We start from the raw sequence: 13,105 nt of genomic DNA on the forward strand, positions 1-13,105 counted from the left end.
CGAGATCCAGATGCGTGTAGCTGCCCATGCGCAACCCTCCGCCGGGTGGAACCCTCACTTAAGCTAGGTTTTCGCACTTCGATCTAGAATGCACCCCGCTAGCCACCGAAAAGCGATAGCGTAGATTATGTAAATCTGGTCGTGGTTTACGCACTTTGGCCCACTGCTAAGCTTGCCAGATCCGTTGCGCGCTCGATCGGCACGCCGGTAGACTGGCGCTCGGAGTATCGGTCAACGAATTGGGCCGCATGGGGACGCATCGGGACGGTGAACCTGACCAGCTCCTCCATGACGTCCACGATCCGGCCGTAATAGCTAGACGGCTTCATGCGGCCGTCCTCGCCAAACTCTTTCCACGCCATCGCGACCGAGCTTTGGTTGGGGATGGTGAACATCCGCATCCAGCGGCCGAGCAGGCGCAGCGTGTTGATGGCATTAAACGACTGCGATCCGCCCGACACCTGCATGACCGCGAGCGTGCGCCCTTACGTCGGGCGCATCCCGCCCATCTCCAGCGGCAGGTGGTCGATCTGCGCCTTCATTAGCCCGGTAATCTGGCCGTGACGTTCGGGCGAGCACCACACATGCCCTTCCGACCACATCGAGCAGGTCGCAGTCGGGGGCGTGGCGCTATGGGCTTCGCATGACGGTTCACTCGGCAAGAGCTTCTATCGTGCGAAGGCCGAACCCAAGCCCAAGGCGGGTAGCAGCGAGCCGCAGCCGCTCTACAGCAACAGCCTGTTCGCGGACCTGACCCGCATCAAGACGCAGATCGTTCAGGAGGCGGTCGCGGCCGACCCGGCGCTGGCACTGGACGTGCTGCTGGACAGCCTTGTGGGCCAGTTGCTTCATGGCGCGCACAGCTACCAGATGTCGATTGAGGTTCAGGCCAAGACGGTTGCGACCGATGTCCCCGACGAGCTTATGGCGACCAGCGATGTTCGCCCCGTCGAGGAAACAATGGCGACCCGCTTCGCGTCGATCCCCGCCGAAGGCCGGTTTGAGGCGATTCGCGCCATGAGCGGCGACGACAAGATGGCGCTGCTGGCGGGCCTCGTCGCGATGACGGTTGATGGCACGGTGTTCGCGGGCGGTTCGACCGGCAAGCGGCATCACCACTTCGAGCAGATCGCCCGCGCGAGCGAAGTGGACATTACCGCCCGGTGGAGCGCCCCATCGCTTTGTTCGACAAGATGCGCCGTGCAGCGATGATCGACCTGTTGCGCGAGGAATGTGGTGCCCCCAGCGCGGAGAACTGCTCGACCATCAAGAAGAAGGGCGACCTTGCCGTCAACGTATCGGGACGGCTCCCCGCCAGTTGGCTTCCGGCTCCGATGAAGATCGGCGCGTTCGACCAGCCCGAGGCCGCCCCGGAGGACTTCGACCCCGACATGGACGGCGACGGCATCGAGGGGGAGGACATGGACGGCGAGTTTGCCGACGACGAGATGGCGTAGCGACGAGCGGGTCCGGTGATAACTCGGACCCCCATTCTCTTCCCGCCCCGCCTAGTATCAGCCCCGTCGCCGGCGCGACAGCCATGCCCTGCATGGCCGTCGCGCCCGCTGTCCTTTCAGGCCCACGGGCGCCGCCCGCCCACAAGGGACGGGCGGCGCCGAGGCGACTTCACGGCATCGTGAACACGGACGCTCACAGGAATATCGCGCCCGAGCCTCCGGTTGGGCTAGAGTGGCCTCGATCGGCAGCGGACGGATGTAGCAGCTCCCCCGCAATCTCGCCGGTCGAAGGAGGTGACGCAATTTGACGATGTACGAAACAGCAATGGTCGTGATCGCGGGCTTCTCGCTCGTGGTGGCGATCGTAAAGTTGGGCCGCGACAAGTAGCCTGACGGGGGGCGGAGCCTAGCAGGGTTCCGTCCCTTTCCTTTCAGGAGCCGGAAAAGTTTGAGCCCGCCGAGTAGCAGCTCGACGGGCTCAGGATGGTTCCGCAATCGACAATCACGAAACAGCAGGGCATATATACGCCTCTCCGCCTTAACATCCAATAGCCGGGCGGCGACCCATCCTGAAATCGCACAGCGGATCTAGCTCGCTAGAACCGCCGAGATGCCACGTGGCGCACCCCACGCCGAAACGGGCAGCGCGTCGAGCAGGGCGAGCAGATCGCCTAGCGCTCGCCGCCGATAGGCGTTCAGCCAGCGCCGGCGCCGATGCTCGGCCGCGTCATAGATCATATGGCACCGCTGGCAGAGCGCAGCCAGGTTTCGCGCTGAGTTGTCGGTCGGATCATGGTTCAGGTGCGCGCACGCGATATAGAGCCGGGTGATCCGGACGATCGCGGCGACCCCGGAGGCGGGTGCCCGCACCCGGCGACCGCGCCCATCGCGCCATTGCCGGCGATTGACGTCCCACCAGCGGCCATCGCCCAGGTGGAACACCCGCTGACCGTGCGGGCGCTGGCAATGCTCGCAGCGCCCCTTGGCGCGGCCGAACCGGATCAGCCGCGACAGCTCGGGCCAGTCGATCGGGTAGAGCCAGCGATGTTCGGCCATGAGCGGCATGACGATCCTATGAGTCAGGTGCCGCGAGAACGAAAGCAGAAACTCGGCCAGTGGTCCGCCCCATGGGCGGGCGTTGGTTTGTAGAGGCAGTCCGTCAGTCTCCGCCCATCATGAGGGACGCGGCTCGCCGCCTCAAGGATCAGCGGTCCCCCCAATTTGCTGCGCAAATCGGCTCCCCCGCTGTCCGGCAAGCCGGCTGCTGCGCGGTCCTATGACCCGGCGTTCCGCGCCCTCCCGCTGTCGTTGCCAATCACCGCAACACAGAGGTTTCCATGTCCCATCATCGCCTGTTCGCGCAGCTCGCCTTCGAGCGTGCGCTTGGGATGGCCGCGCTGAACGCGCTGGTCCAGGCCGTCGCCGAGAGCGACCAGTTCCGCGCCAAGGGTCGCAATCGTGACCCGATCCACTTTTGGGTTCTCGCCGGCGAGCTCGAGGAGGTCGTGCAGGATCGCATCTGCGACGTTCTCAACGGTCCCGGTCTCAGCGTCATCGAGCGCGGTGAGCTGTTCCATCAGCCGCGCATTGTCGAGCTGGTGATTGCCGCTCGCGATGCACGCAACGCGCCCTCCTGACAGGAGGGCGCTCACGCGCGACAATGCCGTGCGGAGATCCGCACCGCGCATCCTCCACCGCTCACGCTGCGCGCGATCGGCGCCAGGGGAACGCCAAGGGCGCCGCCCTTTCGTTCCCGAACGACATCGACCGCCCGTGTAATCCGCCAAGCGCGACACCCGTCACTTCGCGCCGGCCGCGCTAGGGCGGCTCGCCCGCGCCAGCGGTAGATTCTCGCTCCCCCCCCCATCCCGTCCTCGCCGGACAGGCAGGGCCGTGAGGCCGAGCGGCCTTGCGGCCCATGCCAGAAGGAGGATCAACGATGTATAGCCCCGAACAGCTCGACACCATCCGCAGCCTGAACGACGCAGCGCGTCAGAACCCCGGCGTGGCGTCGCGCGCCAACGTCACGCAGGGCTTTCTTTCCCTCCCCGATGCGGACCGCTTCAAGGCCGTGTCGGCGATCGTCGGTTTCACTAAGTTCGACGGCGACAACGACCCCTATGGCGAGCACAATTTCGGTGCGGTCTATCGGCTCACGACAGGCACATGGACGCAGGAGCGGCCAAGCGACGACAGGGTTATCGCCAAAACGGTTTTCTGGAAGGTGAATTACTACGACAACACGCTGACCTATGGGAGCGAGGCGCCGCGGGACGAGCGGCAGACCAAGCGTGTCCTGACAATCATGCTGGCGAGCGAATATTGATACTTGCTCGCGGGCGCCGCGCCGAATGGGCGCGGCGCATGGCCGTATGAGCAGCCCTGCCCCAAGTGATTTGTTGAGGAATCGCGCCGTGAGGCGTAGGGTTAATGCCGAAAGGATGACGTATGGCTCACATCGATCTTGAGGCGCTTCGCAAGCGCATCCGCTCGATGGCTTTCGAGCGCGGCACTCCCGAGCAGGTCGCTTTGTGGCGTGAGGACGTCGCCGAGGCGCGTGCCAATCTCGTCATTGAGGACATGACGCCGAGCGATGACGAAGACGCGATGTTCGCCATGATGCTGGACGAGGGCGTTCCGCCTTCGCTGATGTCGTCCATCGTTCTCGGCCTCTACAAACCGGGAACCGGCCAAATCGCAGCCTGACGTTGGCTGACGATCCTTACACCTATCCTGGCACCGAGACCCTCCGGAACAAGCTGGGGATCACCGACGACAAAACGCTGACTGAAGCCGAGCGCCGGCTGACCCTGGCGCGCGGTGTCGAAGCGGCACGCCTGACTTTTCCTGCGAATGCCGAGGGCTATCGTGCTCTCCATAAGCACCTGTTCCAGGACCTCTACGAGTGGGCTGGCGAGGACCGGACCGTTAATATCGCCAAGGGCGGTTCGCGCTTCGCGGCCGTGCCATACATCGCGCGGGAGATGGACAAGCTGTTTGCAGACATGGGCGCGAAGAACGGCTTTCGGGGGCTGCCCCGGGACGAATTTTTTCGACCGGCTCGGCAACCACATCAACGAGATAAATGCGGTTCACCCCTTCCGCGAGGGCAATGGCCGCACGATGCGCCACCATGCCGCGCAGAAAGCGCGCGAGGCCGGTCACACCATCCGGATTGCTTCGATAGACAAGGCGGCGTGGATGGAGGCGTCCCGGCACGGTTTCCTGACTGGCGACCACCGCAGCATGGCGACCGTTCTCGCTGCCGCGGCTGTTCGGCGCGACCTCGCGCCTGAGGCGCGCATCGGTCCCGCCGGTATGGCAATGCTGCCGCAGCGTCCCCCGGCCGAAGGGCAGCGCTGACGTGCTCCCCAAAGCTCTGCCAGTCATAACTGGAGCCCGGGGTTGATATGACGGTCCCCCGGTTTCTCATCCGGGCATGGTGCGAGTTTCCGGCCTGCATCCGTCGGGGTCAACCCCGGCGGATGCAGCATATTCGGCTGGCGTCAGCCAGCCAAGCGCCGTGTGAGGACGGCTCTCGTTATAGTCCCGCCGCCAGGCCTCGATCTTGGCCCGTGCGTCTGCCAGCGACAGGAACCAGTGGCTGTTCAGGCACTCGTCGCGCAGGCGGCCGTTGAACGATTCCACGAAGGCGTTGTCGGTCGGCTTGCCCGGCCGCGAGAAGTCGAGCGTGACGCCGTTCTCATACGCCCACCGGTCCAGCGCTTTCGAGATGAACTCCGGGCCATTATCGACCCGGATCGTCTTGGGCGTCCCGCGCAGCGACGCGATCCGCATCATCGCCGCGACGACCTGCTCACCCTTGATGCCTTGATCGACGTCGATCGCCAGCGCCTCGCGGGTGAACGCATCGACCACCGTCAGCGCCCGCAACCGTCGCCCGTCGAACAGCGCGTCCGAGACGAAGTCCATCGACCACATCTCGTTGGCAGCCAAAGCTGCCGGCTGTCGCTCACGGTTCGCAGCGCTGACGCTGCGACGAGGGCGCCTGAGCCGCAGGCTCAGCCCATCATCCCGGTAGAGCCGGTAGACGCGCTTGTGGTTCACGAACCATCCTTCCCTGCGCAGCAGGATGTAGATCCGGAAGTAGCCGTAGCGCGTCCGCGTCGCCGCCAGATCACGGATGCGCAGCATCAGCGGCGCCTGGTCCGGACGATGCGACACGTAACGCACCGACGACCGGTCGACGCCCAGCGCCAGGCAACTACGTCGCTCGCTGACACCATGAGACGCCTGGACGTGCGCGACGAGCTCGCGCCGTCGTCCAGGCGTCAGGGCTTTTTTGCCAGAACGTCCTGCAGGATGTGCTTGTCGACGCTGAGGTCCGCAACCAGCTGCTTCAACTTGCGGTTCTCTTCCTCGAGTAGCTTCAGCCGCCGCAGCTCACCCACACCGAGCCCGCCGTACACCTTCTTCCAGCGATAAAACGTCTGCTCCGATACGCCCATCCGGCGGATGACCTCGGCGACCGACGTGCCGGTCTCCGCCTGCTTCAACGCGAACGCGATCTGCTCTTCCGTGTATCTCGACTTCTTCATGTCCCAGCTCCTTGCCCGCAGGCTTCAAAGGGCCGGAAAACTCTCACTCAGCTTGGATGAAAAAACAGGGGGGACGTCAGGATCAGAACGCTGCCTGCATCGGTGTTCAAGGTTGCGCTATCCGGCAACGTGGTAGGGTTCGGGGGGTAGCGCCGGCCATCGAAGCGCAGCCGGACTGCATGCCCCGACGCGCCACCACCGGACACTGCTACGCTCAGATCGTGCAGGCCGTGGCTTCGCGAGGGCAATAATCTGATCGGCAACTGGGTGACAGTCGTACGCCCAATAGTATCGTAACCCTGCCCTGTCGCCCTTAGGACGCCCATCGAACATCCACCGCTGCCGCAATATTCAGGGCCAGACGCATAGGCGACGATGTCCTGCTTGCCATCTCCGTCCAGGTCGACAAAGGCCGCCTCGTAGGTCACGTGATCGCCCTCGAAGAGCGTCTTGATCGCCTGGCGCGCGAGCGGCGTCTCCATTGGCGAAGAGGTAGTTCGGATTGGCGCGGCACTGTTTGCGATCATTGTTCGAATGTCGGCAGGTTTGCGAATGTGCGATCCCGGTGTCTTGTAGACCGACAGAGCGCCATTAGTCCAAAGTCCGACTTCGACTGCTTTGTGCGCTTGGTCGAGCAGGAGATAGGCAGCCTCAGACCCTCCTTTATGCGCCCGGTTGCCCGAGGTGAACAGCACCGTTCCATCGCGCTGGAGCGGCGAAGCCGTCTCGAAATTCTGCTGCAAGGTCTGCAACCTCGCTTCCCCAAGCAAGGCGCGGAGATCATCGACGACCGCGCTTTTCGTAACAAGACCGATCTGCGACGGATATTGACCAACCTTCGGGTCAAGCGATGCCCAGGCAACGTCCGGCTCTGCGTGCCGTTCGCCCCTGGCGGACGCCTCAGCCGTGTGCCGAGCGCTGGTCACGTCGTGTTGATCCTGAACCGAGGTTCGCTCACAAGATGCCAGAACCAGTATCGCTGCCGCGACCAGAAGCCGTTCGAAGGGGCTCATATTGTTACCTGTTCTGTCTACCGATCCTGACATTCAGCCTCTAGCAGGCCGACGATCGCATCGAAAGTTGTCGGCGACGTTTGGTGTCGACGTGGATGGCTGATCGTCGCCAACTGCGCCGCGGATTATGGATGGCGATCTCCGCCATCTGCATTCTCGCGCCTTATGGCCCGGCTTGCGGGCAGGAGCCGAGCGGCGATCAAACGGTGCCGCTCGATTTTGCTGCCGCTTCTGCGCGGTTCGATGGTCGATCCTCGGCTCTGAGCGGTGCCGATCATTCAACGCGGGCAGCGCGCGAGACGGAGGCGGCCGTTCGGGCCCTGCACCGCCCGATCGTTACCGCGTCGGCACAGCTCCTCGAATATCAGAAAACCCTGTCGCTCGACCTCACCGGCCCGAAACAGGACGCGCTCGGTGACACGCAACAATACCTTTCCGACCTCCCCTCGACGCTGCCGCCTGGCTTTCAGGACATCGCCGCTGCGATCACCGGCAGGTTGTCGCGAGCCTTGCCGCAACTGTTCTCGGCCATCCCCGACAGTCTCTCCTATCGCTACCGGGACACGGTCGTACGCCCGACCGTGCAGGCGGTTCTGCCGATCTACACGGGAGGTGCGATCCCGGCGGTGCAGCGCGCCGCGTCGGCAGGCGTGTCGCTCGCCGAAGCGAGGTCGGATCAGATCCGTGATGCAGCGCACATCAACCTCATCCGGGTGTATTTCGGCCAATTGGCGGCGCGTGCCCTGGAAGCGTCAGCGCGCCAGTCCCGTGACGCGCTTGCAAGCCTTTATAGCGACGCGCGCAAGTTCGAGGCCGAGGGTGTGATCGCGCATGCGCGGACGCTCGAAGCCCAGGTTGCGCGAGACACGGCGGAGCGCACGCTCGACCGCGCGGTGTTGGCGCATCAGACCGCACGCGAGGAACTGGCTGACACACTCGATGTCACCGCGGTGCAGCCCACCACCCCTCTGTTCGTGCGCTCCCAACCGCTGGCGCCTGTCTCGGCCTTTCTCGGCCATGAAGATCGCCTTCCCTCGTCGCGCGAGGCCGATGCGGCCGGCGAAGTGGCCGCATCGGGTGTCGACCTCGCGCGGGCGCGATACAGGCCGCAGGTCTTCGCCTTCGGAGAGTACAACCTCAACCGCAGCGACGCGCTGCCCACTGAACCTGATTGGGTGGTCGGGATTGGAGCACGCATCACGCTGCTGTCCAACGTCGATCGTGGGCACACGCTGGCGGCGGCACGTGCCAATCAGGCGGCAGCGACAGATGCCGCCCGGGAGGCGCGCAAGACGGCAACGAACGTCACGCGTCGCGCCTGGGACCTGGCGGAAAGCGCACGACGCTCGTTCCTGCTGCTCGACAGCTCGATAGCAGCGGCTAGCGAGAACCTGCGGGTGCAGCGGGCAGCGTTCGCGGAAGGTGAAGCCACCATGACGGTGGTGCTCGGTGCAGAGGCAGCGCTTTCGACCGCCCGCACCCAGCGGATCGCAGCCGCGTATGAATATGATCTCGCGCTCGCCGGTCTGCTTGCCTCGGCAGGCGAGCTCGACCGCTTCTCCGACTATCTGAGGCAAGCTGATATCCACGTCATGCCGGAGCAATCCCGATGAGCGAGCCGGCTGTGCAACCGGAACATTCGCGCCGGCGTAAGCGCATCCTTCTGTACATGGGCCTGGCGCTCGTCTCCGTGCTTCTGGCGGTCGGCTTATGGCTCGCGGCGCAACCCGCGGCCCCGCCACTTCAGGGCGAGGTCGATGCGGCTTCGGTCAATGTTGCGACCAAGGCGCTCGCACGGCTGGAAACGGTTCGCGTCCGCGAAGGCGACCGGGTCCGCGCCGGCGCGGTGCTCGCAACGCTGTCCAGCCCTGAAATCGCGAATGGACAACAGCAGGCGCAGGCGGCGCTGGACAGCGCGCGGGCGGCGCAGACGCTTGCCGATGATGGCGTGCGACCCGAGGATCTGACCTCCCTCAAGGCAACGTGGCAGGCAGCTCAGGCAGCAGCCGATCTCGCCGCCAAGACCAGCATGCGCGCGGACCATCTCTACGCCGAGGGCGTCATCGCCGCCCAGCGGCGCGATGAGGCGCATGCCGCGCGTCAAAGCAGCGCGAAAACGGCCGAGGCGGCGAAAGCACAATATTTGAAGGCCGCGGCCGGTGTTCGCCCGGCGGCCCGGGAAGTCGCGGCCGCGCAGGTCCGCATCGCGGCTGCCGGCGCGGCAACGGCCAACGCACTCGGGCAGGAAACCCGGCTCGTCTCGCCGATCGCTGGCGAGGTCGCGCGCCGTCTTGTCGAGCCGGGCGAGCTGGTCAGTCCGGTACTGCCAGCCTTTCAGGTCATCGATGTCGATCACCCGTATGTCACGATCAACCTCCCGGAAAGCCAGTACAACGGCATGGCAGTCGGACGGCGGTTGACGGGCCGCGTTCCCGCGCTCGATCGCTCGGTTGCCTTCCGTGTTCAGCACATCGCCCCGCAAGGAGAGTTCGCGACGTTCAGGGCCGATCGCCAGTCGCGCGGCTACGACGTGCGCGCGTTTGAGGTGAGGCTCGAACCCGTGCAGCCGGTGCCAGCCTTACGGCCGGGGATGAGCGTCCTGTTCGACTGGCCGCAATGAGCCTGTCCGCCGGCTTGCGCGTCGAGATCGGCCGACTGGCGCGCTCCCGTCTCGATCTGGCGCTGCTCACGCTGCTGCCGGCGGTTCTGCTCGCGTCGATGGCAGCGATGATCTTTCCAGGTTCGCTTCATAGCCTCAAGGTCGTCGTCGTCGATCGCGATGGTGGCACACTCGCACGCGCGATCGTGCGCACGATCGAAGCCTCCCCAAGGCTCAAGCTGGCCGGGGTAACGCCACAGATCGGCGTCGCGCTTTCGGCGATCCGCCGCGAACAGGCGCAAGCGGTCCTGGTGATTCCATCGGGCATCGGCACAGCTGGCACAGAACACCAGCCGATCGAAATCCTCTATCAGACACAGTTCCTTGCTGCGGGCTCGCTTGCCTCGACCGACCTGGAGCTGGCGACGGCCGCGGCGCTCGGCACGAATGCCACAAGCGCGACGCATCTTGCCGGGCTTGACCGGATACCGCGTCTGGCGCCCGGTATCCACGTGCGCCTGCTCGGCAACCCGACGCTCAGTCTGGAATGGTATCTGGGACTGCTGCTCGGCCCCGGCGTGCTTCACCTGCTAATCGCCGTCACCGTGATCGGTTCGGCTGGCCTCTTGCTGGAGAACAAGTCGTTCGAGACCTTCGCAGGCAGGACGGCCGCGCCGGCTATGTGGATTACCGGCCGAATGATCCCGCACGTCGCCGTAGGCACCTTGTGGGGAACTGCCTGGTTCCTCTGGCTGACTCTCGCACGCGGGTATCGGCTCGAGGGTAGCTTGTGGGTGGTCCTCGTGGGTCTGTTCCTGCTGTTCGTGGCGACGGTTGCGATCGGCCTGTTCTTGTTGGCCATTACGCGGGAGACAGCCACGGCGCTTTCGGGTGCGGTCATCATCGCCGGATCGGCGCTGGCCTATTCGGGCGCATCGCTTCCGATCAATGGCGCGCCCTGGGTCGCGCAGGCCTGGAATGCGGTTCTGCCGCTCACCCACTATCTGCGCCTGCAGATGGACGAGACGATGGGAGCGGCACTTCGCCCCGCGGTCGTCGAGGCGGGTTGGCTGTTGGTTTATCCGCTCGGCCCCGGTCTGCTCGCCCTGTTCCTGATGAGCCGTGAGCGGCGTCCATGATGACCCGCCTGCTCCACGCCTTCGAAGCCACGTGGTTCGAGGTTCTGCAAGCGCGCGAGCTCGTGTCGCTGGCGATCATTTCCGTGCTGTTCTACGCCTTCTACTACCCTGCACCCTATTCGCAGCAGCAGACGCTGGCCCTGCCGATGGTCGTTGTCGACCGCGACCGAACACCGCTCTCCCGGGCAGTGATCCGGCATCTGGGGGAGACGCCCACCGTTCGGATCGTCGCGCTGGTGCCCGACATCATGGCGGCGCGTGAAGAAGTGCGCCAAAGACGTGCCGACGGCATTCTCTACCTGTCGAAAGGTCTCGGCGGAGCGGCACTGAAGGGGCGGCCCGGGGCGGGGGCGGCCTTGATCGTCAACGGGACGTACTTCGTGCGTGCTGAAGGGATCGCCCGCGCGCTAGGCGATGTCGTGAGAGAGCAGGCGGTTGAAGTGACTGGGGCCCTCACCGCTCGTCGCAGTCGGTCCGGCGCGACAATCGTTATGCAGCCGCTGTTCAACACCACCGGTGGTTATCGCGACTACGTGTTCCCGGCAATCGCCAACATCATACTTCAGCAAACGTTGCTCTTCGCGTCGGCGCGGCTGATCGCTGAACGACGTCGGCGTGGTGATTGGCAGCGCGACCGGGCAACTGCCCTCGGCACCTGGATAGCGATGACACTGATCGGCATCTTTGCCGGCCTGTTCGTGTTCGGGTTCGCGTTCTGGGTGCAGGACGTGCCACGCACCGGCAATGTGTCCAGCCTGCTGCTCGCCCTTCCTGTGTTCGCGGCCACGGTAGCGGCTCTCGGACTGGTCGCGGGAAGCCTGTTCCGCAGCGGCGACGACGCGTTGAAGCTCCTGATGCCGACCTCGGTGCCGCTCGTCTTCCTGGCCGGGTTTGCATGGCCGCTCGACCAGATGCCGGGCTGGTTGGCGACGATCGCCTGGTTCTCACCGGCTACGGCCGCCATGCACCTGTTCATCCGCTTCAACCAGATGGGTGCCTCGATCGCTGAAGCCTCTACCCCGCTGCTGGTCCTGGTCGGGCTGATGATCGGATACGGGGCGATCTGGTGCTTCGGTCGAGCGCATGCCGGACGCGAGGATCCGACCAGCGATGCGGCGGGCTGATCGGTTGCATGTTGTTACACAGCCGATGAGTTCGGATACCGCCCCGCCACGAAACACAGGTGACGGAGCGGTACCAATTGCCGAAATACGCCGGCATCCCCTTTTCGCAGACGGACCTTGGCAGTTTGCAAGTGCCTCAAGCGCGTCCTACCACCACCTTCGAGAGAGTAGGTGTTGATCGGGTGAGGTGTAAGCGGGCAAACGCCAAAAGCCAAGCTTCAGGCCCTTCGCGCCGCCCCTCACGACAGCTTCAACATGCAAATCAGCATCAGGCTGATTCCGCCCAAGCAGAAGAGCGACATCACCACCGCCAGCGTGACCCGTCCGCCAGCGTTGGCGACGGTGCGGATATCGACCCCGAGCGCCGCCATGGACACCACGGTCAGCAACGTCGCGGTATGTCCGATCGGTGCGACCGCGATGGTGGGCACCGGCCCGATCGATCGTTCGTTCGCGATCTGGCCGATGACGAGCGTGGACGGGCGCTTGTCCAGTCGATGATCACGTTGTCGCACGATCTCGGCTACCGGGTCGTTGCCGAGGGCGTCGAGACCGCCGCAGCCGCGGCGATCTTGGCCGAGTTGGAATGTGAGGAGGCGCAGGGTTACTATTTTGCCCGTCCGATGGAGGAAGAAGCGCTGCGGCTATGGCTCGTTGCCTCTCCGCAAGAATCATCCGTTGCAACCTGACTGACACCTAGATCTGCCGACATACTTGGTGCAAGCTGATCGACACCGCCGCTGAACATAATCCACAGCGGCGGCGGCGATCGGCATCGATAAGCGTCCTGCTCCCGGTTGTCCCGCTAATCAGCCGTGCGGCCGCATGACAACCTTGATTACACCTTCCTGCTTGTCACGGAACTTGGCGTACATTTCGGGCGCGTCCTCAAGACTGGCCGGATGCGTAATAACAAAGCTGGGATCGATCTCGCCTGCGACGATCTTATCCAGTAGCGGCTTGGTGTAACGTTGCACGTGGGTCTGCCCAAGCTTGATCGTCAGCCCCTTGTTCATCGCTGCACCGATCGGAAGCTTGTCACCCATCCCGACGTAGACGCCGGGCACGGACACCGTGCCGCCCTTGCGGCAGCTCATGATCGCCTGCCGCAGGACGTGGACGCGATCAGTGGCGAGCATCATGCTTGCCTTCACCTTGTCCATGACCGCGTCCGCCGCCCCGTGCGCGGCCGCCTCGCAGCCGACAGCATCGAT

The 13,105-nt window shown here is 64.6% G+C and carries 15 protein-coding genes and 2 pseudogenes; 10 read left to right on the forward strand and 7 right to left on the reverse strand.

Translation table 11 applies throughout. The features are described from left to right. Positions 1 to 146: 146 nt before the first annotated feature. Positions 147 to 605: pseudogene (locus J2Y58_RS20035) on the reverse strand (NAD(P)H-dependent oxidoreductase); the annotation flags it as partial. A 19-nt stretch (positions 606 to 624) separates the two neighbouring features. Between J2Y58_RS20035 and J2Y58_RS20040 the strand changes: the two are divergent. Beyond that, positions 625 to 1,212, forward strand: a complete 588-nt coding sequence (locus J2Y58_RS20040) for a hypothetical protein (protein ID WP_310107111.1) — start codon at positions 625 to 627, stop codon at positions 1,210 to 1,212. Further along, positions 1,209 to 1,457, forward strand: a complete 249-nt coding sequence (locus J2Y58_RS20045; RefSeq protein WP_310107113.1) for a hypothetical protein — start codon at positions 1,209 to 1,211, stop codon at positions 1,455 to 1,457. Before J2Y58_RS20040 ends, J2Y58_RS20045 begins: the two co-directional genes overlap by 4 nt. A 588-nt stretch (positions 1,458 to 2,045) precedes the next feature. Here the strand turns inward: J2Y58_RS20045 and J2Y58_RS20050 are convergent. Continuing rightward, a complete protein-coding gene (locus J2Y58_RS20050) occupies positions 2,046 to 2,522 on the reverse strand; it encodes a hypothetical protein (RefSeq protein WP_310107114.1) in 477 nt (158 codons plus the stop codon). A gap of 209 nt (positions 2,523 to 2,731) precedes the next feature. Then, complete coding sequence (locus J2Y58_RS20055; protein WP_310107116.1) at positions 2,732 to 3,109, reverse strand: hypothetical protein; 378 nt, start codon at positions 3,107 to 3,109, stop codon at positions 2,732 to 2,734. Positions 3,110 to 3,396: 287 nt separating this feature from the next. On the opposite strand from J2Y58_RS20055, the gene J2Y58_RS20060 reads away from it, so the two are divergent. From J2Y58_RS20060 to J2Y58_RS20075, 3 genes are all read left to right on the forward strand, one after another. After that, positions 3,397 to 3,783, forward strand: coding sequence for a DUF3768 domain-containing protein (locus J2Y58_RS20060; RefSeq protein WP_310107118.1), 387 nt, complete (start codon positions 3,397 to 3,399; stop codon positions 3,781 to 3,783). 122 nt (positions 3,784 to 3,905) lie between these two features. Further along, the gene (locus tag J2Y58_RS20065) at positions 3,906 to 4,163 is read left to right on the forward strand and encodes a hypothetical protein (RefSeq protein ID WP_310107120.1); all 258 of its coding nucleotides are present in this window, start codon (positions 3,906 to 3,908) and stop codon (positions 4,161 to 4,163) included. Positions 4,164 to 4,454: 291 nt separating this feature from the next. Next, positions 4,455 to 4,820, forward strand: a complete 366-nt coding sequence (locus tag J2Y58_RS20075) for a Fic family protein (protein WP_310107122.1) — start codon at positions 4,455 to 4,457, stop codon at positions 4,818 to 4,820. Positions 4,821 to 4,886: 66 nt separating this feature from the next. On the opposite strand, the gene J2Y58_RS20080 is transcribed toward J2Y58_RS20075, so the two are convergent. Continuing rightward, positions 4,887 to 6,016, reverse strand: a protein-coding gene (locus tag J2Y58_RS20080) for an IS3 family transposase (RefSeq protein ID WP_405053148.1) whose coding sequence is annotated in 2 segments (ribosomal slippage) — positions 4,887 to 5,755 and positions 5,755 to 6,016 — 1,131 coding nt in all. Because the reading frame shifts where the segments join, the coding sequence is not laid out codon by codon here. Between the two features lie 47 nt (positions 6,017 to 6,063). Beyond that, entirely contained in the window at positions 6,064 to 7,029 is a 966-nt protein-coding gene (locus tag J2Y58_RS20085) for a hypothetical protein (protein ID WP_310107125.1), read from the reverse strand. Between the two features lie 131 nt (positions 7,030 to 7,160). Here J2Y58_RS20085 and J2Y58_RS20090 point away from each other — a divergent pair, with 131 nt between their 5' ends. Genes J2Y58_RS20090 through J2Y58_RS20105 form a run of 4 tightly spaced genes read left to right on the forward strand, consistent with a single transcriptional unit; the run spans position 7,161 to position 11,891 of the window. Continuing rightward, on the forward strand, positions 7,161 to 8,642 hold the full coding sequence (locus J2Y58_RS20090) for a TolC family protein (protein ID WP_310107126.1): 1,482 nt from the start codon (positions 7,161 to 7,163) through the stop codon (positions 8,640 to 8,642). Continuing rightward, positions 8,639 to 9,649: an efflux RND transporter periplasmic adaptor subunit gene (locus J2Y58_RS20095; protein ID WP_310107128.1), complete on the forward strand. Its 1,011-nt coding sequence runs from the start codon at positions 8,639 to 8,641 to the stop codon at positions 9,647 to 9,649. Before J2Y58_RS20090 ends, J2Y58_RS20095 begins: the two co-directional genes overlap by 4 nt. Beyond that, positions 9,646 to 10,767 (forward strand): ABC transporter permease, encoded by a 1,122-nt coding sequence (locus J2Y58_RS20100; RefSeq protein WP_310107131.1) that lies wholly within the window; start codon positions 9,646 to 9,648, stop codon positions 10,765 to 10,767. The genes J2Y58_RS20095 and J2Y58_RS20100 overlap by 4 nt, the downstream gene beginning before the upstream one ends. Beyond that, a complete protein-coding gene (locus J2Y58_RS20105; RefSeq protein ID WP_310107133.1) occupies positions 10,767 to 11,891 on the forward strand; it encodes an ABC transporter permease in 1,125 nt (374 codons plus the stop codon). The genes J2Y58_RS20100 and J2Y58_RS20105 overlap by 1 nt, the downstream gene beginning before the upstream one ends. A gap of 239 nt (positions 11,892 to 12,130) precedes the next feature. Here the strand turns inward: J2Y58_RS20105 and J2Y58_RS20110 are convergent, their stop codons facing one another. Continuing rightward, the gene (locus J2Y58_RS20110) at positions 12,131 to 12,406 is read right to left on the reverse strand and encodes a hypothetical protein (RefSeq protein ID WP_277286506.1); all 276 of its coding nucleotides are present in this window, start codon (positions 12,404 to 12,406) and stop codon (positions 12,131 to 12,133) included. Between J2Y58_RS20110 and J2Y58_RS20115 the strand changes: the two genes are divergently transcribed. Then, positions 12,389 to 12,580: an EAL domain-containing protein gene (locus J2Y58_RS20115; RefSeq protein ID WP_405053149.1), complete on the forward strand. Its 192-nt coding sequence runs from the start codon at positions 12,389 to 12,391 to the stop codon at positions 12,578 to 12,580. The two genes, J2Y58_RS20110 and J2Y58_RS20115, sit on opposite strands and share 18 nt — an antisense overlap. 120 nt (positions 12,581 to 12,700) lie before the next feature. On the opposite strand, the pseudogene J2Y58_RS20120 reads toward J2Y58_RS20115, so the two are convergent. Further along, a pseudogene (locus tag J2Y58_RS20120) lies at positions 12,701 to 13,105 on the reverse strand (glutathione-dependent formaldehyde dehydrogenase); the annotation flags it as partial.

This window comes from Sphingomonas sp. BE138 (assembly GCF_031456125.1).
Lineage (GTDB): Bacteria > Pseudomonadota > Alphaproteobacteria > Sphingomonadales > Sphingomonadaceae > Sphingomonas.

Coding starts and splice junctions, on each gene's coding strand:
- J2Y58_RS20045 (WP_310107113.1), top strand. CDS start 1,209: ATGATCGACCTGTTGCGCGAGGAATGTGGTGCCCCCAGCGCGGAGAAC.
- J2Y58_RS20050 (WP_310107114.1), bottom strand. CDS start 2,522: ATGCCGCTCATGGCCGAACATCGCTGGCTCTACCCGATCGACTGGCCC.
- J2Y58_RS20060 (WP_310107118.1), top strand. CDS start 3,397: ATGTATAGCCCCGAACAGCTCGACACCATCCGCAGCCTGAACGACGCA.
- J2Y58_RS20065 (WP_310107120.1), top strand. CDS start 3,906: ATGGCTCACATCGATCTTGAGGCGCTTCGCAAGCGCATCCGCTCGATG.
- J2Y58_RS20085 (WP_310107125.1), bottom strand. CDS start 7,029: ATGAGCCCCTTCGAACGGCTTCTGGTCGCGGCAGCGATACTGGTTCTG.
- J2Y58_RS20090 (WP_310107126.1), top strand. CDS start 7,161: ATGGCGATCTCCGCCATCTGCATTCTCGCGCCTTATGGCCCGGCTTGC.
- J2Y58_RS20095 (WP_310107128.1), top strand. CDS start 8,639: ATGAGCGAGCCGGCTGTGCAACCGGAACATTCGCGCCGGCGTAAGCGC.
- J2Y58_RS20100 (WP_310107131.1), top strand. CDS start 9,646: ATGAGCCTGTCCGCCGGCTTGCGCGTCGAGATCGGCCGACTGGCGCGC.
- J2Y58_RS20105 (WP_310107133.1), top strand. CDS start 10,767: ATGACCCGCCTGCTCCACGCCTTCGAAGCCACGTGGTTCGAGGTTCTG.
- J2Y58_RS20115 (WP_405053149.1), top strand. CDS start 12,389: ATGATCACGTTGTCGCACGATCTCGGCTACCGGGTCGTTGCCGAGGGC.